This window comes from Paracidovorax sp. (assembly GCF_057642795.1).
In genome coordinates, this window is sequence record NZ_JBXYZY010000001.1 from 541,864 (window position 1) to 567,519 (window position 25,656).

Here is a 25,656-nt window from a genome sequence, read left to right on the forward strand (position 1 = left end):
CGGCGTCGTTGCCTTCAAGGAGGATTCAGCAGGGTCCAGCGGGCAGACCAGGCGGGCCAGAGGCTTTCATCGCTGCTGCCGCGGTGGTAGGAGAAGATGGCTTGCGAGGCGTGCTCCATCGGCACTCCCGTGGCCGCCACCTCGATGGCCGTGCTGCCGAGGTTGACTTCCAGCTGCAGGCGGGTGTCGCCAGCGTAGCGCCACTGAACGCGCAGCGCCTGCGGGCCCATGCGTTCGGCGGTGTGCCCGGCGCTTTGCAACTGCTGCGCCAGGGGCACGAGCCACTCGCGCCGTGCCTGCAGCGCGCGGCGGACGAGATCGCTGCGCGCCTGGCCGGCGGGCGATGCGGATTCGTCCCAGCGCAGCTGGCTGGCGAGCAGCGAGGAGATGTCGCAGGGGTCCGGCAATTTGCGTCCCGGCGGCACTTCGTGGCTGAACTCGCGCTGCCGCCCTTCGCGCACAGCCTGGCGCAGGTCGCCCTCCCAGTTGGCGAAATAGAGGAATGGAGTGGAGGCTCCGAACTCGTCGCCCATGAACACCATGGGCAGAGCCGGAGTCAACAGCGACAGGAGCAGGGCCAGTTCCACCGCATCCGGTGACGGGGCGAGGCTCGCCAGGCGTTCCCCGAAGGCTCGGTTACCGATCTGGTCATGGTTGCCCATGAACTGGACGAGCGCGCCCAGCGGCGCGGGCGCTGCGCTACTGAGCTGGCCGTGCTCGAACGCGAAGCCGTGCGTGAAGACACGGCCTAGCAGGGCAATCGGGTCCTCACCGAACTTGGCGTAATAGCCTTGCGTTTCTTGCGTGAGCGCGACGTGGATGCTGTGGTGGAAGTCGTCGTTCCACTGCCCGTCGTAGAGGCCCGGCACTGCCGTGGCAGCCAGGCGGCGGGCCTCGTTGTGCTCGTTTTCCAGCACCAGGTGCAGGGGGCGGCCGCAGGTCGGGGCCAGTTCACGAACGCGGGCGCTGAGTTCTTCCAGGATGTCGGGGCTGCTCTCGTCGGTGATGGCGTGGACGGCATCGAGCCGCAGACCGTCGGCGCGGAATTCCTGCAGCCAATAGAGCGCGTTGTGGATGAAGAAGTCGCGCACGGTCTCGCTGCCGGGCCTGTCGAAGTTCAGCGCTGCCCCCCAGGGGCTCTGATGGTCCTGGGAGAAGAAATGGGGCGCGTAGGCGTGTAGGTAGTTGCCGTCGGGCCCAAAGTGGTTGTAAACCACGTCGATGAATACGCAGAGGCCCAGGGCGTGCGCCGCGTCGATGAAGCGCTTGAGGTCGTCGGGCGAGCCGTAGGCAGGGTGCGGGGCGTACGGCAGCACGCCGTCGTAGCCCCAGCCCCACTCTCCCACGAAGGTGGCCAAGGGCATGAGTTCGATCGCGGTGAAGCCGAGTTCGGCGAGTCGGGGCAGATGTTCTTGCGCAGCAGCATAGGTGCCGTCGGTAGTGAAGCTGCCCACGTGCAGTTCGTAGAACACCAGTTCATGCCAGGGCCGGCCCGGCCACTGCGTTCGCCATGGAAAGGCCTCTGGCGCGATCACTTCGCTGGGATGGTGCGGCCCACGCGGGTTGTAGCGCGATGCCGGATCAGGCGCGCGCAGTGTGCCGTCGATGCACCACTGGTAGCGGGTGCCTGGTGGGCATTCAGGCAGTTGAGCGCGCCACCAGCCGTCGGCATCGCGCCGCGCCAGCACCCGGTGGGGTAGCTCGCCCTCCGCTGTGGCGCCGCCGTGCATCAGGGCGACTTCCTGGGCTGCGGGCGCCCACAGAGCGAAGAGTCGGCCACCTTCATGGGTCGGCGTCTCGCCGAAGGGCATGGGATGGCGTGTGCTCATGCCACGTTCGGCCGGGTGTCGTCCGTAGCCGCCGGGGTGAGGGTGGGGGCGGTGAATACGGCCATTGAATGAGGCTGCAGAATCCATTGGCCCCCTGCATCCACATGAGGGGCGTCCTCGGCGTCGGCCGAGTGGATACAGGCATCGCGCGTGTCCAGCCGCAGTTTCCAGGCGCGGCCCTCGGGCTCTGCGGGCAGCGTGAAATGCGCTTCCTCGTTCGATGCGTTGAACAGCAGCATCACCGACTCTTCGTTTGCCCGGCGGCTTTCCATGAAGGCGGCCACGCAACGCACAGTCGGATCGTTCCACTCCTCGGCGCTCATGGGCAGGCCCCATACGCTTTTCCACTCCACCGTGACCAGGGCAGCCTCGCCGGCGCGGTGGTGCGGCCATTCGCTCAGCCGTACCACCGGTAGCGAGCGCCGCAGCGCGATCAATTCGGCGGTGAAGTGCTGCAGCTCCTGGGCGAAGGGCTCCTGCGCACGCTGCCAGTCGTACCAGGAGATTTCGGAGTCCTGGCAGTAGCCATTGTTGTTGCCGCCCTGCGTGCGGGCCAGCTCGTCGCCGCCCAGAAGCAGCGGCGTGCCGTGCGAGAGGAACAGGGTGGTGAGCAGGTTGCGCGTCTGCCGGGCGCGCAGGTCGATGATGGCAGGGTCTTCGCTATCGCCTTCGGCCCCACAGTTCCAGCTGCGGTTGTGGTTCTCGCCGTCATTGCCGCCTTCCTGGTTGGCCTCGTTGTGCTTTTCGTTGTAGCTGACGAGGTCTGCCAGCGTGAAGCCGTCATGCACGGTTACCAAATTGACGCTGGCCGTCGGCCGGCGGCGGCGCGGCTCCAGCATGTCGGCCGAACCGCAGAGGCTGGCCGCCAGGCCCGGCAGGCTGGAATCGGCCTGGGCCCAGTAGTCGCGCACCGCGTCGCGGTAGCGGCCGTTCCATTCCATCCAGCCGGTGGGGAAGCCGCCGAGCTGATATCCATCGGGTCCTAGGTCCCACGGTTCGGCGATGAGCTTGACGCGAGACAGCACCGGGTCCTGTGCAATGGCTGCGAAGAAGGGCGCGCGCCAGGTGTACGCGCCGGCCGCATCGCGGCCCAGTGCGGAGGCCAGGTCGAACCGGAAGCCGTCCACATGCATTTCCGTGACCCAGTAGCGCAGGCTGTCGAGCACCAGCCTCAGGGCGGGCGCATGGCTCGTGTCCACCGTGTTGCCGGTTCCGGTGTAGTCCACGTAGAAGCGCGCGGATTCATCAGACAGACGGTAATAGGCGCAGTTGTCGATGCCCTTCAGGCTTAGCGTGGGCCCCAGGTGGTTGCCTTCGCCGGTGTGGTTGTAGACCACGTCGAGGATCACCTCGAGCCCTTCGGCATGCAACGCCTTCACCATGCGCTTGAACTCGTCGACCCCGCCGTCGGTGGCGCCGCGCGCAGCGTAGCGCGGATCGGGCGCGAAGAAGGCCACGGTGTTGTAGCCCCAGTAGTTGGCCAGGCCCAGTTCCACCAGGCGCTGGTCGTCGATGAAGGCCTGCACGGGCAGCAGCTCCACGCTGGTCACGCCGATCTTCTTGAGGTGGGCGATGGCGGCCGGCGAGGCGAGGCCTGCATAGGTGCCGCGCTGTGCCTCGGGCACGTCCTGCAGCGTCTGCGTAAAGCCTTTGACGTGCACTTCGTAGAACACCGTGTCCTCTGCCGGCACGCGCGGGGGCTGGTCGTCGCCCCAGTCGAACCTGGAGCGCACCACCACGGCCTTGGGAGCGGTGGAACCGTTGTCCACGTCGCCCGGCACCAGGTCTTCGTCGTCCTGGCCCACGGCATAGCCGAACTGGTCGATGCTGCCGACGATCTTGCGGTCCAGCGCGCGGGCGTAGGGGTCGATCAGCAGCTTGGCCGGGTTGCAGCGCTTGCCGGCCTCGGGCTCGTAGGGGCCATGCACGCGCAGGCCGTAGCGCTGGCCGGGCTTGAGGCCCGGCACGTAGCCGTGCCAGACATCGTCGGTCAGGGCCGGCAGGGTGATGCGCTGGATCTCGCGGTCGCCGTCGGCATAGAGGCAGACCTCCACGCGGTCGGCCACGCTGGAATACACGGCGAAGTTCACGCCGTTGCGGTTGGGCGAGGCTCCAAGGGGCCAGGGCTCGCCGCGTTCCACGGTGTACTGGGCCGCGCGGGCGCGGCGGCCGCTTTTGCTGGCGGCCGTGGCAGCTCCGGTGTCGGTACGCATCATCATCATCAGGCGATCAGTTCGGCGTCGGCCGGGCAGGCAGGGATGGAGGTGGGCAGCGGCAGGCGGCCGGGCTCCGTGCCTTCCTTCGCGGCATCGCGTCGCTTGATGGGGAAGTAGCAGCGGGGCACTACGACGATGCCGCTGGGCGTGACCGGAAAGCGTTTGCGGTCGGCCTCCAGATCGAAACCGATGCGCTCACCGGGAGGTATGTCGTTGTCTTGGTCGATGATGGCGCGGCGCACCTGCGCGCCGTGGCCAATGCGCGAGCGCTCCATCACGATGCAATGCTCCAGCCGTGCGTTGCGCTCGACCAGCACCGAGCGGCGCAGCATGGCGTGGTCGAGCATGGCGCCATCCACGATGCTGCCGGAGCCCACCACCGAGCGGCGGATCACCCCTTCTTCGATCTGTGCCGACTCGGCCTGGTCGGGGCTGGCGTAGATGGGCCACTGGCGGTTGGTCATGCGAAAGCGCGGCGTGGCACCCAGGGTATCGAAGTGGGCGTCGAAGTAAGCGTCGATGGTGCCGACATCGCGCCAGTAGGCATGTTCCTCGTAGGGCTCGGTGCCGGGGATCTCGTTGGTGGTGAAGTCGTAGGCCATCAGGCGGTGAGACTTCAGCATAGTGGGGAGGATGTCGCGGCCGAAGTCGCTGTGGCCGGTGGCGTGCGCCTTCTTGAGTTCCTCCAGCAGCACGTCGGCATTGAAGAGGTAGTTGCCCATGGAAGCGAGCGCATGCGTGCTGCTGCCCGGCATGGGTTCGGTCGTGGCGGGCTTTTCGACGAAATCGCGGATGCGGTGGTTGGCGTCGATGTCCACGATGCCGAACTGATTGCTCTGCGACAGCGGAACCGGCAGGGTGGCCACGCTCACATGGGCGTTGTTGGCGATGTGGAAGTCCACCATCTGGCGCACGTCCATGCGGTAGATGTGATCGGCGCCGAACACGGCCACGATGTCGGGCTGGAACGACTCGATCAGGTGGATGTTCTGGTAGACCGAATCGGCCGTGCCCTGGAACCACTCGGGGCCGTTGCGCATCTGCGGTGGCACCACGGTCACGAAGTGCTCGGGGATGAAGCGCGTCATGGTCCACGACTGGCGGATGTGCTCGATCAGCGACTGCGACTTGTACTGCACCAGCAGGTAGATCGAGTAGATCTCGGAATTGACGAGGTTGGAGAGCACGAAGTCCACGATGCGGTGCTTGCCGTTGAACGGAACGGCAGGCTTGCAGCGTTCGGCAGTCAGGGGGTGCAGGCGAGATCCTTCGCCTCCGGCCATCACGATGGCGAGAACATTGCGTGTGCGAGACATGGCGAAACTCCTGTGAGATCAGGCCCGGACGGGACGGTTAGACAATAAAAGCGTGGCAAGCGGCGGCACCGTGAGAGTGACGCTCCAGGATTCGTGGGACAGCGGCTCAGCCGTCACGCCGCCGGCGTTGCCCATGCCGCTGCCGCCGTAGCAGTGGGCGTCGCTGTTGAGCAGCTCGTGCCAGTGGCCGCCCGCCGGTACCTGGACCTGCTGGCCGTGGAAGGGGCGCGGCGTGAGGTTGTGGATGGCCAGCACGATCTCGCCGCCGTGCTGGCGCAGGACGGCGAGCACCGTCGCATCGGGCTGGGAGAGCTGCGCCCAGCGGAAAGCCGAGCGGTCGAAGTCGGTGGCGTGCAGCGCTGGCAGGGCGCGGTAGGTGCGGTTCAGGTCCGCCACCCAGCGCGCGACGCCCTGATGGCCGGATTTCGCCCAGAGGTGCCAGTCGAGCGTGCGCTCGTGGTGCCATTCCTCGACCTGCGCGAATTCGCCGCCCATGAAGAGCAGCTTCTTGCCCGGATGCGACCACATCATTCCGTAGAGGGTGCGCAGGCCGGCGAAGCGCTGCCATTCGTCGCCCGGCTGGCGCATGAGCAGGCTGTGCTTGCCATAAACGACTTCGTCGTGCGAGAGCGCCAGCACGAAGTTCTCGTCGAAGGCGTAGGCCGCGGAGAAGCGAATGTCGTCGCCGTGCCAGGCGCGGTGGATGTGCTGGCGCTCCATGTAGCGCAGCGTGTCGTTCATCCAGCCCATGTTCCACTTCATGCCGAAGCCCAGGCCGCCGTCGTGCACGGGGCGCGAGACGCCGCTCCACGAGGTGGACTCTTCCGCGATGACGTGCACATCCGGGAAGGCGGCATACACCGCCGTATTCAGGTCCTGCAGGAAGCGCACGGCCTCCCAGTTCTGGTTGCCGCCGTCCGCATTGGGAATCCACTCGCCGGGCTTGCGCGAGAAGTCCAGATACAGCATGGACGACACGGCATCCACGCGGATCGCGTCGAAGTGGTACTTCTCCAGCCAGAAGAGCGCATTGCCGATCAGGAAGTCGCGCACCTCGTAGCGGCCGTAATTGAAGATCAGGCTGTTCCACTCGGGGTGGAATCCGCGGCGCGGGTCTTCGTGCTCGTAGAGCGCCGTGCCGTCGAAGCGGGCGAGGCCATGGGCGTCGGAGGGGAAGTGCGATGCCACCCAGTCCACCACCACCCCGATGCCGTGCTGGTGCAGCGTGTCCACCAGGGCCATCAGGTCCTGCGGCTCGCCGTAACGCGCCGTAGGGGAGAAGTACCCGGTGGTCTGGTAGCCCCAGGAGCCGTAGAAGGGGTGCTCCGTCACCGGCATGAGCTCCACATGCGTGAAGCCCATGGTTTCGCAGTGGGCCGCCAGGCGGTGGGCGACTTCGCGGTAGTTCAGGAAACTGCCGTCTTCATGCCGCTGCCAGGAGCCCAGATGCACTTCATAGATCGAAATGGCCGAATCCTGGCTCTGGCGCTTCGCGCGCGACTGCATCCAGGCCTGGTCGCTCCAGGCGTAGTCCAGGTGCCAGATCTGCGAGGCGGTGCCCGGGGCGAGCTCGGAGCGGGTAGCGTAGGGGTCGGCCTTGTCGAGGGACTGCCCGTCTGCCGTGTGGATGCGGTACTTGTAGAAGTCGCCGTGCCGGGCGCCTGCCACTTTGGCGGTCCAGCGGCCCGAGCCGTCGGCCAGTCGCTCCATGGGGTGCGGCTGCCAGCGGCTGAACGAGCCGATCACATCCACATGGGTGGCGTTGGGCGCCCAGACCGCGAACGTGGTGCCCTCTGGCGCGGCGTGCGCGCCCAGGCTTTCAAATTGGCGCAAGTGCGATGAGACACCGACGGATGGCGGTGTCTGCGAGGAAGGGCGGTTTGTTTGGGCCAACATAGATGCTGTGTCGCATCCTCTGTTGCAGCGCACAACTGACCTGCAAGATCGTGCCGCCACGCTCCGTAGGTGCCGGACTACGGTAGCGAAGACCGCCCGGTCTCGTCAGCAGAACGACAGTTAAATCACCGGCAGGAACTCCTGCTGCCGCCCTTCTGCAGCGACGTGTTCCGCCGCGGCTCAGCACCGGCTGGGCGGGGCGCTTTGAAGTCTCACCACTCGGCGAAGCTGCCGTCCTTGTGGCGCCACACCGGGTTGCGCCAGCGGTGGCCCTGCTGGGCGCGTTCGCGCACGTAGTCTTCGTTGACCTCGATGCCCAGGCCCGGGCCGCGCGGGATGGCGACCATGCCGTCCTGGTAGGCGAATACCTCTGGATTGGAGAGGTAGTCCATCAGGTCGTTTTCCTGGTTGTAGTGGATGCCCAGGCTCTGCTCCTGGATGAAGGCGTTGTAGCAGACGGCATCGAGCTGCAGGTTGGCGGCCAGCGCGATGGGACCGAGAGGGCAGTGCAGCGCCAGGGCCACGTCGTAGGCCTCGGCCATCGAGGCGATCTTGCGTGTTTCGGTGATGCCGCCGGAGTGCGACGGGTCGGGCTGGATGATGTCGGCGTAGCCTTCCTGCAGCACGCGCTTGAAGTCCCAGCGCGAATAGAGCCGCTCGCCAAGGGCTATAGGGGTGGACGAGATGCGAGCGATCTCTTTCAGCGCCTCATGGTGCTCGCTGAGCACGGGCTCTTCGATGAACATGAGCTTGTAGGGCTCCAGCTCCTTGATGAGCACCTTGGCCATAGGGCGGTGGACGCGCCCGTGGAAGTCTACGCCGATACCGACGTGAGGCCCCACGGCTTCGCGCACGGCCGCCACGTTCTGCAGGCAGCGTTCGACCTTGTCGAAGCTGTCCACGAACTGCATCTCTTCGGTGCCGTTCATCTTCACGGCGGTGAAGCCCCGGTCCACCGCATCGCGGGCCTGGCGCGCGGTTTCGGCCGGGCGGTCACCGCCGATCCAGCTATAGACGCGGATCTTGTCGCGCACGTTGCCGCCCAGCAGGTCGGACACAGGCACGCCCAGTGCCTTGCCCTTGATGTCCCAGAGCGCCTGGTCGATGCCGGCCAGAGCGCTCATGTGCACGCCGCCGCCCCGGTAGAAGCCGCCGCGGTAGAGCACTGTCCAGTGATCTTCGATGTTGCGTGGGTCCTTACCTATCAGGTAGTCGGCCAGCTCTTCCACTGCCGCGGCCACGGTTTGGGCGCGGCCTTCGAGCACGGGCTCGCCCCAGCCGACGATGCCTTCGTCGGTCTCGATTTTCAGAAAGCACCAGCGCGGTGGCACCAGGAACGTGGTCAGTCGGGTGATCTTCATGGTGGGGGATGTGTCAGGAAACGGAGGCGGCATTGGAGGTTGGCGGCGCGGGCGCTTGCGTGGCCTGCCCGCAGGTGCGGGCCATGCCGTAGGCGTCGTGCCAGGCCTGGATGAAGGCCACAGCCTTGCGGGCCACGTCGGCGGCACTGTTGCCGGGTCGGTAGAGGGCGGAGCCCAGGCCGAAGCCGCTGGCCCCGGCTGCGGCATAGACCGCGATGCTTTCGGGGGCGATGCCGCCGACAGGCGCCAGCGCTACGCTGGGCGGGATCACGGCCCGCCAGGCTTTCAGCACGGCCGGAGGCAGGGCTTCCGCCGGAAAGAGCTTGAGCAGGCTGGCGCCGGCGGCGAGCGCTGCGTAGGCTTCGGTCAGGGTGGCCACGCCGGGCGCGCAGGCCAGGCCCGCGGCGCGGGCAGCGCGAATCACGGCCGGGTCGCTGTGCGGCATGACGATGATCTGTCCGCCGGCCTCGGCCACCTCGGCGCAGGCCTGGGCTGACAGCACGGTGCCCGCGCCCACCACACAGTCGGCCGGCAGGGCGTTGCGCAGTGCGCGGATGCTGGCCAGCGGCTCGGGCGAGTTGAGCGGCACTTCGATGATGCGGAAGCCCGCGTCGTAGAGGGCCTGGCCGACGGGCTCGGCCTCATGGGGCTGGATGCCTCGCAGGATGGCGATGAGGCCGCAGCGTTGCATGGCGTGGAACAGGGTGTGGTCAATGGTGGTCATGCGGCAAGGCTCTCTGCGGATGAAGGTTGCGGCGCGCCTGGGGACAGCAGGCCGGCGGCCTGGGCGATCTGCCAGAGCCCGGTGGGCGTGGCCTGGGCGGCGATGGCGGGCTCGGCGAAGCCCTGCAGCCGCAGGGCGAGGGCGTAGCGGCGGCAGAGGTCCGGCTCGCCGCAGAGCAGCGGCTGGACGGGCGCTGTGCCACCGCCACCGGGCGGGTGCACGCGGGCGAGTGCGGCGATCTCGTGGCCGATGAGCAGGCCCGAGAGGTAGTCGGCCTGGGCGCTGGCGGGCAACACGCCGGTGAGGCCCAGCGTGCGCGTGCTGAAAATATGCGAGAGCAGGCCCAGGCCGGCATCGCTGCCGCTCGCCACCTGCAGGCCGCGCACGAAGGCTGAGTCGTCCGGCGCGCCTGGTGCTGCGGCTGCGGCCATGGTCTTGCCCAGGATGGTGTGGCCGCGCAGGGCGGCGAAGACCTCCCCGGTCATGAAGGTGTGGAAGCCCTCGATCCTGCCGCGCTGCGCCACCACCCACTTGCTGTGGGAGCCGGGCAGGCCGACCAGCCAGGGGCCGCCGTCCTCGGCGGGCCGCAGGGCCAGAACGCCCAGCACCTGGGTTTCCTCGCCGCGCATCACGTTGGGCAGGTTGCCGGGCTGCAGCAGGCCGGGCACGATGTGCAGCGGCTGGCCGCCGGGGCGCTCCACGCGGGTCAGGCCCTGGGCCAGCGCGTCGAGTGATGTGGGCGTGTGCAGGTAGCGCGCCTCGCGCCAGCCCTGGGCGCTGCCCACCATGCCGCAGGCCAGCAGGGGCAGGGCGGCGTTGGTGGCGAGCCAGTCGCCGCAGGTGTCCTGCAGGGCGCGCTCGAAGGCGGCCTCGGGGCTGGCGTCGGCGCCGGCCGGCGCCGGGGGCAGGTGCATGATGCCCCAGGGGCGGTGGCGCAGTTCCAGCACGCGGGCCCCGTCGCCCAGGCGGTAGGCGCGCAGCGAGCTGGTGCCCCAGTCGAGCGCGATGAGGCGGGTGCCCTGGAGGCCGGCAGCGGTTTCGGTCATGGCTTTCAGCTCAGCGAGACCAGCGCAGCACCAGCGGATCGAGCCGGCGCGCGATGTCGATCAGGCCGCGCCGCACCTCGGGGTGCATGGGCGGGAACGGGTGGCGGCCGGCCTCGCAGGCGATCACGCCGCCTTCCTTCATCAGCGCCTTGGCCGTGAGGATGCCGCCCTGGCGGTTCTCGTGGTTGATGAGCGGCAGCCAGCGCTGGTAGAGCGCGAAGGCCTGGTCCATGTCGCCCTGGCGGTGGGCTTCGATGATGGGGCGGATGCCGTCCGGGAAGGCGCCGCCCGTCATGGCGCCGGTGGCGCCCGCGTCCAGGTCGGCCAGCAGGGTGATGGCCTCTTCGCCGTCCCACGGGCCCTCGATGGCATCGCCTCCCAGGCGGATCAGCTCGCGCAGCTTGCTGGCGGCGCCGGGGGTCTCGATCTTGAAATAGGCCAGGTGCTCGATCTCCTGCGCCATGCGGGCCAGGAACGGGGCCGAGAGCACCGTGCCGCTGGCCGGCGCGTCCTGCACCATGATGGGAATGTCGATGGCGTCGGACACGCGGGCGTAGAACTCGTGGATCTGCGCCTCGGGCACGCGGAAGGTGGCGCCGTGGTAGGGCGGCATGATCATGACCATGGCGGCGCCCATGTCCTGCGCGGCGCGGCTGCGCTCGGCGCACACGCGAGTGCCGTAGTGGGTGGTGGTGACGATCACCGGCACGCGGCCCGCGACATGCTCCAGCGAGGTCCGCGTGAGCGTCTCGCGCTCGGCATCCGATAGAGAGAACTGCTCGGAGAAGTTGGCCAGGATGCACAGCCCGTCCACGCCGGCATCGATCATGAAATCCAGGCAGCGCTTCTGGCTCTCCAGATCAAGGCTGCCGTCTTCGTTGAAAGTGGTCGGCACGACAGGGAAGATGCCGCGGTAGCGGGGATTTTGGGCAGAGTGTGTTGCTGGCATAAGGTCACGAATTCAAGAGTTGTTCAGGTCCGCCGGGCGCTTCGCTCTGCGCGCGGCCAGCCCGACTGGCGCGGCCCAAAGCCAGTGCAGCCGAGCAAGGGCCGCCCCGCAGCGACGGCTGCGTCCCCCTGCCCGCAACGCGCAGCGTTGCGAGAGCCGGGGGAAGGCGCGCAGCGCCTCAGAGGGGTGTTCATCAGTCAATGCGAATGGCGGGGCACGGCGGCGCCCCGGCAGCCGACCAGGAAGTCGAAGTCGCAGCCCTCATCGGCCTGCAACACATGGTCCACGTAGAGCCTCTGATAGCCGCCACGCCCCCCTTTGTCTTCGCCTCGCAGCGCGGTCAGACGCTCGGCCAGCTCTTCGTCGCTGATATCCAGGTGCAGGCGGCCGTTTTCACAGTCGAGTTCGATGAAGTCGCCATCGCGGACGGCGGCCAGCGGTCCCAGTGCGGCAGCCTCGGGCGCCACGTGCAACACTACGGTGCCATAGGCCGTGCCGCTCATGCGGGCGTCGGAGATGCGCACCATGTCCTTCACCCCCTGACGCAACAGCTTCGGCGGCAGGCCCATGTTGCCTACCTCGGCCATTCCCGGGTAGCCCTTGGGGCCGCAGTTCTTCATCACCATCACGCAGCTGGCGTCGATGTCCAGGTTCTCATCGACGATGCGTTCCTTGTAGTGCTCCAGGTTCTCGAACACCACGGCGCGGCCCCGGTGCTTGAGCAACTCGGGTGTGGCGGCCGAGGGCTTGAGCACCGCTCCGCGCGGCGCCAGGTTGCCGCGCAGGATGCAGATGCCGCCATCCGTGATCAGCGGGTTGTCGAGCGGGCGGATGACCTCGTCGTTGTACTGGGGGGCCTCGCGCACGTTGTCCCAGAGGCTCTTGCCGTTGACGGTGAGCGCATCGGGGGCGGGCAGCAGGCCGTTCTCGCCCAGGCGGCGCAGCACGGCGGGCAGGCCGCCGGCGTAGTAGAACTCTTCCATCAGGAAGCGGCCCGAGGGCTGCAGGTCCACCAGCGTGGGCGTTCCGCGGCCGATGCGCGTCCAGTCTTCGAGTTCGAGTTCCACGCCAATGCGCCCCGCGATAGCCTTGAGGTGGATCACCGCATTGGTCGAGCCGCCGATGGCCGCGTTGGTGCGTATGGCGTTCTCGAACGCGCCGCGCGTGAGGATCTTCGACAGCGTGAGCCCTTCGTGCGCCATCTCCACGATGCGCCGGCCCGACATGTGGGCCAGCACGTAGCGGCGCGCATCCACCGCCGGGATGGCCGCGTTGTGCGGCAGCGAGGTGCCCAGCGACTCTGCCATGCAGGCCATGGTGCTGGCCGTTCCCATCGTGTTGCAGGTGCCGGCCGAGCGCGACATTCCGGCCTCGGCCGCGAAGAACTGGTGCTCATTGATCTCGCCGGCCTTGAGCGATTCATGCAGGCGCCACACTGCGGTGCCCGAGCCGATGTCCTTGCCGTCGAGCTTGCCGTTGAGCATGGGCCCGCCCGTCACCACGATGGCCGGCACGTCGCAGCTGGCCGCACCCATCAAGAGGGCAGGCGTGGTCTTGTCGCAGCCCGTGAGGAGCACCACGGCGTCGATGGGGTTGCCACGAATGGCTTCCTCCACGTCCATGCTCGCCAGGTTGCGCGTGAGCATGGCCGTGGGCCGCAGGTTGGACTCGCCGTTGGAGAACACCGGGAACTCGACCGGAAAGCCGCCGGCCTCGTAGATGCCGCGCTTGACGTGCTCGGCGATCTTGCGGAAGTGCGCGTTGCACGGCGTGAGCTCGGACCAGGTGTTGCAGATGCCGATGATGGGGCGGCCGTCGAATTCGTGGTCCGGTATGCCCTGGTTCTTCATCCAGCTGCGGTACATGAAGCCGTTCTTGTCGGCCGTGCCGAACCATTCGGTGGAGCGGAGTTTGCGCGGTGGGGTGGTCATCGTGAAAGGCTCGAAAGAGAAAAGAAGGCGGGTGGGATGGCAGAAGAAAAAAAGAGGCGCGTCAATGCCCGCGCGCCGGGCGGCGCGTGAGCAGGCGCTGCAGAAGGCAGAAGACGAAGAGCAGCACGCCGACGGCAATGCGGGTCCACCATGAGCTGAGCGTGCCGTCGAAGGAGATCAGGGTCTGGATGATTCCGAGCATCAGCACGCCGAAGAGCGTGCCCGCCACGTAGCCCACGCCGCCTGTAAGCAGCGAGCCGCCGATGACGACTGCTGCGATGGCGTCGAGCTCCATGCCGACCGCATGCAGGCCATAGCCCGAGAGCATGTAGAAGGTGAAGACCACACCCGCGAGCGCCGAGCAAAAACCCGACACGGTATAGACCCCCACCAGCGTGGAGCGCACAGGCAGGCCCATGAGCAAGGCCGACGCCTCGCTACCGCCCACGGCATAGACGGCGCGGCCGAACGGCGTGCAGTGTGCGATGAAGATTCCGGCCAGCACCACGGCGATGGCGATCAGCGCGCCCAGCGAGAGCGAGGCGGTCTCGGTGATCTGCAGACGCCACTGCGCGAGATCCGAATAGCCTGCGTGCGTGATGCTGATCGAGTCGATGCTGATGACGTAGCACAGGCCCCGGGCCAGAAACATGCCCGCCAGCGTGACGATGAAGGGCTGCAGGCGGAAGCGCTCGATCAGAAAGCCCATGAATGCACCGAAGCAGGTACCCATGAGCAGCACCACCGGCACGGCGGCGAGCGGGCTCCAGCCATGGTGCTCGACCAAGGCGGCGAACACCATGGTGGTCAGCGCGACCACGGCGCCCACCGAGAGGTCGATGCCGCCCGAGAGGATCACGAAGGTCATGCCTACCGCGACGATGATGAGGAAGGCGTTGTCGATCAGCAGGTTGAGGAACACCTGGGCCGAGAAGAAGCCCGTATAGCGCACCGAGCCCAGCGTGGCCATGGCCACGAAGAGCGCGATGGTGGTGGCCAGCGGCAGGTACTTGGCTGTCAGGCGCGGGCTGCGCGCGGTGGTGGCGCTGCCGGCGGTGGGCGGGGTCATGACGGCGCTCATGGCAGGGCCCTCCGGGCGACTGCGGGGCGGCGCAGCAGCAGGCCCAGCTGGGCGCGGAATTCCGGCGACTGCAGCAGCATGACGAGGAAGACCACCACGGCCTTGACCACCAGGTTCACCTCGGGCGGCACGCCCAGCGAATAGATGGCGTAGGTCAGCGTCTGGATGATGAGCGCGCCGATCACGCTGCCGGCCAGGCTGAAGCGCCCGCCCGTGAGCGCGGTGCCGCCCAGCGTCACGGCGAGGATCGCATCCAGCTCCATCAGCTGGCCGGCGTTGTTGCCGTCGGCGCTCTTCACGTTGGAGCTGATGAGCAGGCCCGCGATGCCCGCGCACACGCCGCAGAACACGTAGGCCGCCATGGTGAGCCGGCCTGCCTGCACGCCGGCCACGCGCGCGGCCGTGGGGTTGACGCCCACCGCCTGGATGAAAAGGCCCAGCGCTGTGCGCGTGACGGCCAAATACAGCACCGCGAACACGGCGGCCACCACGAAGAGCGAGAACGGCAGCCCGGCCAGGTAGCCCCCGCCGATGAAGAAGTAGGGCGCGTAGTAGATGGTGATGATCTGCCCGTCGGTGATGAGCTGGGCGATGCCCCGGCCCGCCACCATCAGGATCAGCGTGGCGATGATGGGCTGCATGCCCACCTGGGCAACGAGCACGCCGTTCCAGAGACCGCACAGCAGCGCGACGCCGATCGCGCCCAGCAGGGCCACCGGCAGCGGAAAGCGGCTTTCGGTGGCCGACACCGACCCGCCGATCAGCCAGGCCGCCACGGCGGCGGCGATGGCCACGGTGGCGCCCACCGAGATGTCGATGCCGCGCGTGGCGATCACCATGGTCATGCCCAGCGACACCAGCACGAGCGGCGCGGCGCGGTTGAGGATGTCGATCAGGCTGCCGTAGAGATGCCCGTCGCGCCACTCCACGTGCAAAAAGCCGGGGTTGAAGACCGTGTTGATGCCCAGTACCAGCAGCAGGGTGATCACCGGCCAGACCAAGCGGTGGCGCAGCATCGCGACGGGGCTGAAGGGCGTTGGGCGCAGGTCAGGCATGGACGGGTTCCGCGATGAGGTCGTAGATATCGTCTTCACTGCAACCGGAGGGAAGTTCGCCCACCTTGCGGCGGTCGCGCAGCACCACGATGCGGTGCGCCACGCGCACCACCTCGCTCATCTCCGACGAGATGAAGATCACGGCCATGCCCACCTGCGCCAGGCGCAGTATCTGGTCCATGATTTCCTGCTTGGCGGCCACGTCGATGCCGCGCGTGGGCTCGTCGAGGATCAGAAGGCGCGGCTCGGTCGCCAGCCAGCGCGCCAGGATGGCCTTTTGCTGGTTGCCGCCCGAGAGCAGGCCGATGGGCGTTTCCACGCTGGCCGTGTTGATGCCCAGCAACTGCACGTAGCGCTCTGCCAGCGCGGTCTGCTGGGCGCGCGAGAGAAAGTGCGTCAGACCCATGCGCGCCTGCAGCGCGAGGGCGATGTTCTCGCGCACCGAGAGTTCGGCCACGATGCCGTCGGTCTTTCGTTCTTCGGGGCACAGGGCCAGGCCCTGCCGGATGGCGTCCATGGGGTTGGAGAAAGTCACCGTCTGGCCGTCCACGCGCAGCAGGCCGCGGTCGGGCTGCTCCAGCCCGAAGAGCAGGCGGGCCAGCTCCGTGCGGCCCGCGCCCAGCAGGCCGGCCAGTCCCACGACTTCGCCGGGGCGGATCTGCAGGTCCATCGGCTGCAGCTGGCCGGTCTGGCCCAAGCCTTCGGCCTGCAGCAGGGCGGGAGTGTGAGTCGCGGCGCCTTGCGGCGCCGGGGTCTGCGCGGCATGCGCGCCGAGCTCGCGGCCCAGCATGGCGGAGATCAGTGCCTGCGGGCCCAGGTCCTTCGCGGCCCAGTCACCGACCCAGGTGCCGTTGCGCAGCACCGTGATGCGGTCCGACACGGCATAGACCTGGTTCAGGAAGTGCGTAACGAAGACGATGGCCAGACCCTCGTCGCGCAGGCGGCGCAGTACGTCGAACAGCTTGCGCACCTCGTCGTCGTCCAGGCTCGACGTGGGCTCGTCCAGAATCAACACGCGCGCGTCGATGCTCAGCGCCCGGGCGATGGCCACCAACTGCTGCACGGCCACGGGGTAGTCGGACAGAAGCCGCGCAACGTCGATGTCCAGGCCGATGCGGGCGACCAGCGCGCGCGCGCGCTGCTGCATCCGCGCCCAGTCGATGCGAAAGCCCTGCGCCAGCCCGTGGCGCGGATAGCGGCCCGCGAAGATGTTCTCGGCCACCGACAGGTTGGGACAGAGGTTGACCTCCTGATAGACCGTGCTGATGCCCAGGCGCTGTGCGGCCAGGGGCGAATCCGGCCACACCGGTTGGCCAGCCAGGCGCATCTCGCCGCCACTGGCCTTGAGCACGCCCGTGAGCACCTTGATGAGCGTGGACTTGCCCGCGCCGTTCTGCCCCATGAGCGCATGGATCTCTCCGGGGTAGAGCCGCAGCTGCACCTCCTGCAGCACGGGCACCCCCGCGAACTGCTTGCTGATGCCCTCCAGCTCCAGCACCGGCGCGGCCGCGGTCGATCGCATGGTCGAGGTCATGGCGGTGGAGGGCAGTGAGCGTCAGGCCTTGTTCTTGTGATAGACGTCCACCAGTACGGCGGCCAGCAGCACCACGCCCTTGATGACCTGCTGGTAGTCGATGCCGATGCCCAGGATGGACATGCCGTTGTTCATCACGCCCATGATGAAAGCGCCGATCACCGCGCCCATGACCTTGCCGACGCCGCCCGAGGCCGAGGCCCCGCCGATGAAGCAGGCGGCGATCACGTCCAGCTCGAAGCCTAGCCCGGCCTTGGGCGTGGCCGTGTTGAGTCGCGCCGCGAAAACCAGGCCCGCCAGCGCCGCCAGCACGCCCATGTTGACGAAGGCATAGAACGACAGGCGCTCAGTCTTGATGCCCGACAGCTTGGCCGCCTTTTCGTTGCCGCCCATGGCGTAGATGCGTCGCCCGATGGTGGTGCGGCTGGTCACGAAGTCGAACAGCACGATCAGGAGGGCCATCACGATCAGCACGTTGGGCAGCCCCTTGTAGGAAGCCAGCAGGTAGCTGAAGTAGATGAGCAGCGCAGCAAACATCGCATTGCGCACGACGAAGAACGCTGCGGGCTCGACCTGCACACCGTGGCGCACACGGTTGGCGCGCGCGCGGATGCCGGCCACCACCAGAGCGGCGGCTACGGACACGCCCAGCAGCAGCGAGGTGAGCTTCAGGCCCTCCATGCTGAAGAGGTCCGGGATGAAGCCCGAGCTCAGGCGCTGGAAGGAATCGGGGAACGGGCCCACCGACTGGCCGGCCAGCAGCGCCAGCGCCAGGCCCTTGAACACCAGCATGCCGGCCAGCGTGACGATGAAGGACGGAATGCGCGAGAACGCCACGAACCAGCCCTGCAGCCCGCCGATGAGGCCGCCGCACAGCAGGCAGACCAGCGTGGCCGGCACGAAGTGCCAGCCGTACTGCACCATGAGCACGGCTGCCAGCGCGCCGATGAAGCCGCTGACCGAGCCCACCGACAGGTCGATGTGGCCGGCCACGATCACCAGCAGCATGCCCAGCGCCATGATGACGATGTAGCTGTTTTGCAGCAGCAGGTTGGTGAGGTTGAGCGGCTCCATCAGGGTGCCGTCGGTCATGTACTGGAAGAAGCCCATGATGGCCACCAGCGTGATGAGCATGCCGTACTCGCGCAGGTGGTGGCGGGCGTGATCCAGCGGCGAGCGGGCAGCGCGCGCCGGTGCGGTTGCTGCTGCGGCCCCAGGAGCAGCCGAAGGCACAGGGGAGGGGGAGGTCGTGGAGGAGGTCATGGAAGGCATTTCAGTGGGCTTTCACGATGGCGCGCATGATCTTTTCCTGCGATGCCTCGGCGGTGGGCATCTCGGCAACGAAGCGGCCTTCGTTCATCACGTAAAGGCGGTCGGTGATGCCCAGCAACTCGGGCATCTCCGAAGAGATGACGATCACGCACTTGCCTTCGGCGGCGAGCTGCGCGATGAGGGTGTAGATCTCGTACTTCGCACCCACGTCGATGCCGCGCGTGGGCTCGTCGAGGATGAGCACTTCGGGGCGGGTGAAGAGCCATTTGCCCAGCACCACTTTCTGTTGATTGCCGCCCGAGAGGTTCAGAGTCTTCTGGTCCACGCCCGAAGATCGGATGCGCAGGCGCTCGCGAAAGCCCTGGGCTACCGCGTATTCCTCGCCGGCGTCGATCACGCCGGCCCGGGAGACGCCGTCCAGGTGGGCCAGCGAGATGTTGAACTGGATGTCCTCGCTGAGTACAAGGCCGTTGCCTTTGCGGTCCTCAGTCACGTAGGCGAGGCCGTGGCGCACGGCCTTTTCCACCGTGCCCACGTCGATGGGCTGGCCGTTTAGCCGCACTTCGCCGCTGATGCGCTGGCCCCAGGAGCGGCCGAAGAGGCTCATGGCCAGCTCGGTGCGGCCAGCATCCATCAGGCCGGCGATACCGACGATCTCGCCGCGGCGCACCTCCAGGTCGATGCCCTTGAGGAAGGGCGCATCGGGCCGTTGCGGGTGGTAGGCCTGCCACCCCCGTACCTCAAAGGCCACCGGGCCGATGTCGGGTGTGCGCTGCGGGTAGCGGTCGGCCATCTCGCGGCCGACCATGGCCTGGATCACGTGGTCTTCGCTGACAGGCGTGCTGCGGCAATCCATGGCCTCCACCGTGCTGCCGTCGCGCAACACCGTGATGGAGTCGGCCACGCGGGAGATTTCGTTGAGCTTGTGCGAGATCAGGATGCAGGTGATGCCCTGGCTCTTGAGCTCCAGCAGCAGATCGAGCAGCGCCTGGCTGTCGTTTTCGTTCAGACTGGCGGTGGGCTCGTCCAGGATCAGCAGGCGCACGTCGCGCGATAGCGCCTTGGCGATTTCCACCAGCTGCTGCTTGCCCACGCCCAGCTGACCCACCAGGGTGTCGGGGGATTCGGCCAAGCCCACTTTCTGCAGGAGCGCCTGCGTCCTGCTGTGCGCCTCCATCCAGTCGATGATGCCGTGCCGGGCAGTTTCGTTGCCCAGGAAGATGTTTTCTGCGATGGAGAGCAGGGGCACCAGGGCCAGTTCCTGGTGGATGATGATGATGCCGAGGTGCTCGCTGTCGCGGATGCCGGCAAAGCGCCTTTCCTCGCCTTCGAACACGATCTCTCCGCTGTAGCTGCCGTGCGGATACACGCCGGAGAGCACTTTCATCAGCGTGGATTTGCCCGCGCCGTTTTCGCCCACGATGGCGTGGATCTCGCCGGCCTGCACGCGCAGGTTCACGCGGTCCAGGGCCATCACCCCGGGGAAGGTCTTGCGGATGTTCCGCATTTCAAGAAGCATGGTCTTGCCGTCCGATGGACATCGCTGAAGGTAAATCGTCGGGGTGGCGTGATGCGGCGGCGGCGCTTAGCGGACCGAAGGGCGCCCGTGCCTGCTGCATCACGCCTGCGGGCGCCACCCTGTCTAAGTGCGGCTCACACGACCCGGCAAAGCGGTTCTGGCGAGGTGCGGCATCGAAGGCAGTAGGTCGTACAGCAAGATGCGGCAACGATGCCGGAAGGGCCTTGTGAGCCGCTCTACAGGGGCGGCGCTCCGGCCCGTTACTTGATCTGCGATTCCTTGTAGTAGCCGCTGTCCAGCAGGACCTTCTTCCAGTTCGACTGATCGACCAGCACCGGCTTGAGCAGGTATGAGGGCACGACCTTCACGCCGTTGTTGTAGGTCTTGGTGTCGTTGATTTCGGGCTGCTTGCCCGAGAGCACGGCGTCCACCATGTTGGCGGCGACCTTTGCGAGCTCGCGCGTGTCCTTGAACACGGTGGAGTACTGCTCGCCCTTCAGGATGGACTTGACCGAAGGCACCTCGGCGTCCTGCCCGGTGACGATGGGGCAGGGCTGCTGTGCCGTGCAGTACCCCACGCCCTTGAGGGACGAGAGGATGCCGATGGAGATGCCGTCATACGGCGAGAGCACTGCATCCAGCTTGTCCTTGCCGTAGTAGGCGGACAGCAGGTTGTCCATGCGCGCCTGGGCCGTCGCGCCATCCCAGCGCAGCGTGCCGACCTTGTTCATGCCGGTCTGCTTGCTGCGCACCACCAGCTTGCCGCTGTCGATGTAGGGTTGCAGAACGCTCATGGCGCCGTCGTAGAAGAAGAAGGCGTTGTTATCGTCGGGCGAGCCGCCGAAAAGTTCGATGTTGAACGGCCCCTTGCCTTGTTTGAGCCCCAGCTTGTCCACGATCGACTGAGCCTGCAGCACGCCGACCTGGAAGTTGTCGAAGGTGGCGTAGTAGTCCACGTTCTTCGAGCCCTTGATGAGGCGGTCGTAGGCGATGACCTTCACGCCCTTGTCGGCTGCGTTCTGCAGAACGCGCGAGAGCGTGGTACCGTCGATGGATGCGATCACCAGCACCTTGGCACCCTTGGTGACCATGTTTTCGATCTGGGCCAACTGGTTGGGGATATCGTCGTCCGCGTATTGCAGATCGGTCTTGTAGCCTCGCTCCTTGAGCACCTTGACCATGTTGTCGCCGTCTGCGATCCAGCGGGCCGACGACTTGGTTGGCATGGAAATGCCGATGCTGCCTTTGCCTTGCGCCTGGGCCAGCGACAGGGTGCCGAATGCGGCCAGGGCGAGGGTGGCAGCGGCGGTTTTCAGAAAGAAGCGTTTCACGTTAGGTCTCCTGGTTTTTATGGATGTGATGGGTCTCGGGAACGGAAATATGGGCGTTGATGCCCGGGTCGCCTTCGACGTCAGTACTTGCGCTTGGGGAACTCTTGTGCAGCGGTCTCCATCGGGAAGATGCCTTCTTCGGTCACGATGCGCTTGGGCACCGACTTGCCGACCTTGATGTCCTTGACGGCAGCCATGAGCTGAGGGCCCAGCAGCGGGCTACATTCCACCGTCACGTTGAGCTTGCCGGCCATCATGGCTTCGAAGGCGCCCTTGACGGCGTCGATGGAGATGATGGTGATGTCCTTGCCGGGCTTCATGCCGGCTTCTTCGATGGCCTGGATCGCGCCGATGGCCATGTCGTCGTTGTGTGCGTAGAGCACGTTGATCTTCTTGCCCTCGGCCTTGAGGAAGGCTTCCATCACTTCTTTGCCCTTGGCGCGGGTGAAATCGCCAGTCTGCGAACGGATGATCTTGAACTTCGGTTCGGCCTTGATGATCTCCTCAAAGCCCTTCTTGCGGTCGATGGCTGGAGCCGATCCCACCGTGCCTTGGAGCTCGACGATGTTCACATCGCCCTTGCTGTCCTTCATCTTCTCGACCAGCCAGCGGCCTGCCTTGCGCCCTTCTTCCACGAAGTCCGAACCCATGAAGGTGACGTAGAGGGACAGGTCTTTGGTGTTGACGGCCCGGTCCGTGAGCACCACCGGGATCTTGGCAGCCTTGGCCTCGCGCAGCACAGGCTCCCAGCCCGATTCGACCACCGGCGAGAACGCGATCACGTCCACGCGCTGTGCGATGAAGGAGCGGATGGCCTTGATCTGGTTCTCCTGCTTCTGTTGCGCGTCGGAAAACTTGAGCTCGATGCCCGCCTCCTTGGCGGCCGACTTGATCGACTCGGTGTTGGCGGTGCGCCATTCGCTCTCGGCACCCACCTGGCTGAAGCCCAGCACGATGGGTTTCTGTGCCCACGCACCTGGGGGCATCAGTGCCGCCAGCGGTGCGCAGGCCAGTCCCGCGGCAAGCTTGCGTCGGTTCAGTTGCGTCATCTTGTCTCCTGTCTTTTGGGGTGGTTGGGATGATCGGGATCAGCGAACGACTGCAATGAAAGCTTGCTCAGGCCAGCGTGTAGCCCGTCTTGACTGTGGTGTAGAACTCGGCGGCGTGGCTGCCCTGCTCGCGCGGGCCGTAGCTGGAATCCTTGCGTCCGCCGAAGGGCACATGGAAGTCCACCCCCGCCGTGGGCAGGTTCACCATGGTCATGCCCACCTGGGCGTGACGCTTGAAATGCATGGCGTGCTTGAGCGACGTGGTGCAGATGCCGGCGCACAGGCCGAAGGGCGTATCGTTGGCCAGGGCCAGCGCGTGTTCGTAGCCGTCAGCCCGCAGCACGCAGGCCACCGGACCGAAGATCTCCTCGCGGGCGATGCGATGCTCGGGCCGCGCCAGGAAGAGCGCGGGGCTCATGTAGTGGCCAGGGGTGGCGAGCGTCAGGCGCTCGCCACCGAAGATGTGCTCCGCGCCTTCCTTGCGGGCGATGGCGATGTACTCGAGGTTTTGTGCCAGCTGCTGCTCGTCCACCACAGGCCCCATCTCGGTGCCCCGCGCCAGCGCGTGGCCTACCTTCAGGGTTTCAAGCCGCTGGCGCAGCCGCGCCACGAAGGCGTCGTGCACGCCGGCTTCGACGATAAAGCGGCTGGAGGCGGTGCAGCGCTGGCCCGTGGAGAAATAGCCGCCTTGCAGCGCGCACTCGACCGCTTGGTCCAGGTCGGCATCGGCCAACACCACCAGCGGGTTCTTGCCACCCATCTCCAATTGCACCCGGGCGCGGCGGGCGGTGGTGGCCTGCAGCACGCGGGTGCCGGTGGCGACGGAGCCAGTGAAGCTCACCGCATTCACCAGTGGGTGATCGACCAGGGTCTGGCCGGCCTCGCGGCCGCTGCCCATGATGAGGTTGAAGGCGCCGGCCGGCAGGCCGCTGCGGTTGATGATTTCCGAAAGCGCCCAGCCGCAGGTGGGCACGTTCTCTGCCGGTTTGAACACCACGGTATTGCCGTAGGCCAGGGCCGGTGCGATCTTCCAGGCCGGAATGGCGAAGGGGAAGTTCCAGGGGGCGATGATGCCCACCACACCTACGGGCTCGCGTGTCACATCCACCTGCACGCCCTGGCGCACCGATGCATGCAGCTCTCCGGGAATGCGCAGCGCTTCCCCTGCGAAGAACTTGAAGATTTGCCCGCTGCGTGCCACCTCGGCCACGGCCTCGGGCAGGGTCTTGCCCTCTTCTCGCGCCAGCAGCTTGCCCAATTCGTCCTTGCGTGCCAGCAGTTCGGAGCCGATCAGGTCCAGCACGTCGGCACGGCGCTGCGGATTGCTGTGGCTCCACGAGGCCAGTGCGTCGCTGGCGGCACGCACCGCCTGCTCGGTCTGGTTGCGATCGGCGCGCGCATGTTCCGCCACGACTTCGCGAGTGTCCGAGGGGTTGGTGCTCACGCCGGTCGTGGTGCCTATCTCCCAGCGGCCATTGATCAGATGGCGCGGGTTCTGCTGCATGTCACCGAGCTTCATGGGAGGTCAGGGCTGTAGGAGGAGGGCGGTCGGGAAGTGCAGCGACTCTAGGTTTGATTTGAATATCAATCCAATCGTTTTTTGCACAAAATAGATATCTATCCCGGCATTCTGGAAAACCCCATGAGCACTTACAACCATTGGTTCATCCGCGCACGTCTCAAGACGCGGCAGCTTTTGCTGCTGGTGGCGCTGGCGGAAGAGGGCAACATCCACCGAGCGGCGCAGGTGCTCAGCATGACCCAGCCCGCCGCCTCCAAGCTGCTCAAGGACCTGGAGGACGTGCTGGAGGTCTCGCTCTTCGAGCGCCTGCCGCGCGGCATGCGACCCACCTGGTACGGCGAGACCATGATCCGTCACGCGCGCATGGCGCTGGCCAATCTGAACCAGGCGCATGACGAGATCCATGCGCTGAAGACCGGGCATTACGGGCAGGTGGGCGTGGGCGCTATCACCTCGCCCGGGGTCAACCTGCTACCGGCGGCGGTGGCCCTGGTCAAGCAGGAGCATCCCAGCCTGCGCATCTCGCTGGACATCGAGACCAGCCCGGTGCTGCTGGAGCGGCTGGAACAGGGTCGGTTGGACTTCGTGATCGGGCGGCTCTTCGCGGAGCACGACAAGAGTCAGTTGCGCTACGAGCCGCTGACCGAGGAGCGGGTGTGCGCCATCACGCGGCCAGGCCATCCGCTCACGAATCTGAGCGGGTTGAGCTTGCGTGACGTGCTGGCGGCCGGTTGGATCGTGCCGCCTGGGGGCAGCGTGCTGCGGCATAGGTTCGACCTGATGTTCCGGCAGGATGGGCTGGCGCCGCCGGTCGATACGGTGGAGACCTCGTCGCTGCTGTTCATGACGCGCATGCTGCAGCAAAGCGACATGGTCGCCGTCGTGGGGGCCGACGTGGCGCACTACTACGCCGCGCATGGCATGGTGGCGGTGCTACCGCTGTCCATGCCCTGCCACATGGACGCCTTTGGCCTCATCACGCGCACCGATCGCCTGCTATCCCCTGCCGCCAAGGTGATGTTGAAGGCGCTCAAGCAGATCAGTTTGACGCAGTACGGCGTCCGCCTGGAAGCCGACTGACGCGGCCCGCGGTCCGTGGCTCAGACCCAGCCTGCATCCACCTTGAATTCCTGCGCGGTGCACATCGCCGCATCGTCGGATGCGAGAAAGAGCACCATGCGGGCGATGTCGTGCGGACGTAGCTTGTCGGGCAGACATTGGTTGCGGGCCAGTTCCTCCTCGCCCTTGGCGTCGAGCCACAGCTTGATCTGGCGCTCGGTCATCACCCAGCCCGGCGAAACCGTGTTGATGCGGATGCGGTCGCGTCCCAGCGTTCGGGCCAGGCCGCGCGTGAGGCCGTTCACCGACGACTTGGCGATCGCATAGCAGGGATAGCCTTCGCCCTTGCCCTGCCAGCCGGTCGAGCCCAGGTTGATGACCGAGCCACCGCCCAGCTTGCGCATGCCGGGCACGGCGGCCTGGATGGCGAAGAAGGCCGGCCGCTCGTTGATGGCGATGCGTTCGTCGTAGTAGTCGGGCGTGACGGATTCGAGCGTGTGCCGATCGTCGCTGGCCACGTTGTTCACCAGCACCGAAAAGTCGCCCAGTTCCGCGGCCGCATCGGCCATGCAGGAGCGCAGCGCACCGATGTCGCGCACGTCGCAGACCCGCCACCAGGGGCGCGGCAGACCGGCCGCCGCCAGTTGCTGCGCGAGTTGTTCGCTGGCCTGCTCTGCGACATCGACGAACGCCACACGGGCGCCTTGCTCGGCGAAGGCCGTCACGATGGACGCACCGATGCCGCTGCCGCCGCCGGTGACGAACACAGAACGGCCCTTGAGGCTGGGAAATAGCGACGTGCCCTGGGTGAGGGCTGAGCTTGCATTGGAAATTGTCATATCAATATTGCAATCAATTGATCGTGAAAATAATCATTAACAGCATCAATTGGCGTTGATAACATCGCCCGAGTCAAGAGGCACACCCCCGATAGAGGCCTCGCAGCACCCGGAGACAAGCCGTGAA

The 25,656-nt window shown here is 66.7% G+C and carries 19 protein-coding genes; 1 reads left to right on the forward strand and 18 read right to left on the reverse strand.

Annotated features, from left to right (window positions below):
• Positions 1-14: 14 nt before the first annotated feature.
• The 17 genes from treZ to AC3A84_RS02580 form a co-directional block, all read right to left on the reverse strand.
• Positions 15-1,829, reverse strand: coding sequence for a malto-oligosyltrehalose trehalohydrolase (gene treZ, locus AC3A84_RS02500; RefSeq protein WP_487968143.1), 1,815 nt, complete (start codon positions 1,827-1,829; stop codon positions 15-17).
• Positions 1,826-4,048 carry a glycogen debranching protein GlgX gene (gene glgX, locus AC3A84_RS02505; protein ID WP_487968144.1) on the reverse strand — a complete coding sequence of 741 codons (2,223 nt, stop codon included), beginning with the start codon at positions 4,046-4,048 and terminating at the stop codon, positions 1,826-1,828. Before glgX ends, treZ begins: the two co-directional genes overlap by 4 nt.
• Positions 4,049-4,050: 2 nt before the next feature.
• The gene (locus tag AC3A84_RS02510; protein WP_487968145.1) at positions 4,051-5,361 is read right to left on the reverse strand and encodes a glucose-1-phosphate adenylyltransferase; all 1,311 of its coding nucleotides are present in this window, start codon (positions 5,359-5,361) and stop codon (positions 4,051-4,053) included.
• Positions 5,362-5,379: 18 nt separating this feature from the next.
• A complete protein-coding gene (gene glgB / locus AC3A84_RS02515) occupies positions 5,380-7,194 on the reverse strand; it encodes a 1,4-alpha-glucan branching protein GlgB (protein WP_487968146.1) in 1,815 nt (604 codons plus the stop codon).
• Between the two features lie 275 nt (positions 7,195-7,469).
• Positions 7,470-8,618, reverse strand: a complete 1,149-nt coding sequence (dgoD, locus tag AC3A84_RS02520) for a galactonate dehydratase (RefSeq protein ID WP_487968147.1) — start codon at positions 8,616-8,618, stop codon at positions 7,470-7,472.
• A 13-nt stretch (positions 8,619-8,631) separates the two neighbouring features.
• The gene (locus tag AC3A84_RS02525; RefSeq protein WP_487968148.1) at positions 8,632-9,342 is read right to left on the reverse strand and encodes a 2-dehydro-3-deoxy-6-phosphogalactonate aldolase; all 711 of its coding nucleotides are present in this window, start codon (positions 9,340-9,342) and stop codon (positions 8,632-8,634) included.
• Entirely contained in the window at positions 9,339-10,388 is a 1,050-nt protein-coding gene (locus AC3A84_RS02530) for a 2-dehydro-3-deoxygalactonokinase (RefSeq protein WP_487968149.1), read from the reverse strand. The genes AC3A84_RS02525 and AC3A84_RS02530 overlap by 4 nt, the downstream gene beginning before the upstream one ends.
• 10 nt (positions 10,389-10,398) lie before the next feature.
• Positions 10,399-11,337, reverse strand: a complete 939-nt coding sequence (locus AC3A84_RS02535; protein WP_487968150.1) for a dihydrodipicolinate synthase family protein — start codon at positions 11,335-11,337, stop codon at positions 10,399-10,401.
• 197 nt (positions 11,338-11,534) lie between these two features.
• A complete protein-coding gene (locus tag AC3A84_RS02540) occupies positions 11,535-13,268 on the reverse strand; it encodes an IlvD/Edd family dehydratase (RefSeq protein ID WP_487968151.1) in 1,734 nt (577 codons plus the stop codon).
• Between the two features lie 61 nt (positions 13,269-13,329).
• Positions 13,330-14,349, reverse strand: a complete 1,020-nt coding sequence (gene yjfF, locus AC3A84_RS02545; RefSeq protein WP_487968152.1) for a galactofuranose ABC transporter, permease protein YjfF — start codon at positions 14,347-14,349, stop codon at positions 13,330-13,332.
• On the reverse strand, positions 14,346-15,404 hold the full coding sequence (locus AC3A84_RS02550; protein ID WP_487968153.1) for an ABC transporter permease: 1,059 nt from the start codon (positions 15,402-15,404) through the stop codon (positions 14,346-14,348). The genes yjfF and AC3A84_RS02550 overlap by 4 nt, the downstream gene beginning before the upstream one ends.
• Positions 15,397-16,938 carry a sugar ABC transporter ATP-binding protein gene (locus AC3A84_RS02555; RefSeq protein ID WP_487968154.1) on the reverse strand — a complete coding sequence of 514 codons (1,542 nt, stop codon included), beginning with the start codon at positions 16,936-16,938 and terminating at the stop codon, positions 15,397-15,399. The genes AC3A84_RS02550 and AC3A84_RS02555 overlap by 8 nt, the downstream gene beginning before the upstream one ends.
• Before the next feature lie 21 nt (positions 16,939-16,959).
• Complete coding sequence (gene mmsB / locus AC3A84_RS02560; protein WP_487968155.1) at positions 16,960-18,201, reverse strand: multiple monosaccharide ABC transporter permease; 1,242 nt, start codon at positions 18,199-18,201, stop codon at positions 16,960-16,962.
• Positions 18,202-18,211: 10 nt separating this feature from the next.
• Entirely contained in the window at positions 18,212-19,729 is a 1,518-nt protein-coding gene (gene mmsA / locus AC3A84_RS02565; RefSeq protein ID WP_487968156.1) for a multiple monosaccharide ABC transporter ATP-binding protein, read from the reverse strand.
• Between the two features lie 260 nt (positions 19,730-19,989).
• Entirely contained in the window at positions 19,990-21,060 is a 1,071-nt protein-coding gene (chvE, locus tag AC3A84_RS02570) for a multiple monosaccharide ABC transporter substrate-binding protein (protein WP_487968157.1), read from the reverse strand.
• An 80-nt stretch (positions 21,061-21,140) separates the two neighbouring features.
• On the reverse strand, positions 21,141-22,109 hold the full coding sequence (locus tag AC3A84_RS02575; RefSeq protein ID WP_487968158.1) for an ABC transporter substrate-binding protein: 969 nt from the start codon (positions 22,107-22,109) through the stop codon (positions 21,141-21,143).
• A 67-nt stretch (positions 22,110-22,176) separates the two neighbouring features.
• Positions 22,177-23,628 (reverse strand): aldehyde dehydrogenase family protein, encoded by a 1,452-nt coding sequence (locus AC3A84_RS02580; protein WP_487968159.1) that lies wholly within the window; start codon positions 23,626-23,628, stop codon positions 22,177-22,179.
• 123 nt (positions 23,629-23,751) lie between these two features.
• Here AC3A84_RS02580 and AC3A84_RS02585 point away from each other — a divergent pair, with 123 nt between their 5' ends.
• Positions 23,752-24,711 carry a LysR family transcriptional regulator gene (locus AC3A84_RS02585; protein WP_487968160.1) on the forward strand — a complete coding sequence of 320 codons (960 nt, stop codon included), beginning with the start codon at positions 23,752-23,754 and terminating at the stop codon, positions 24,709-24,711.
• Positions 24,712-24,731: 20 nt separating this feature from the next.
• On the opposite strand, the gene AC3A84_RS02590 is transcribed toward AC3A84_RS02585, so the two are convergent.
• On the reverse strand, positions 24,732-25,529 hold the full coding sequence (locus AC3A84_RS02590) for an SDR family NAD(P)-dependent oxidoreductase (RefSeq protein WP_487968161.1): 798 nt from the start codon (positions 25,527-25,529) through the stop codon (positions 24,732-24,734).
• Positions 25,530-25,656 lie beyond the last annotated feature (127 nt).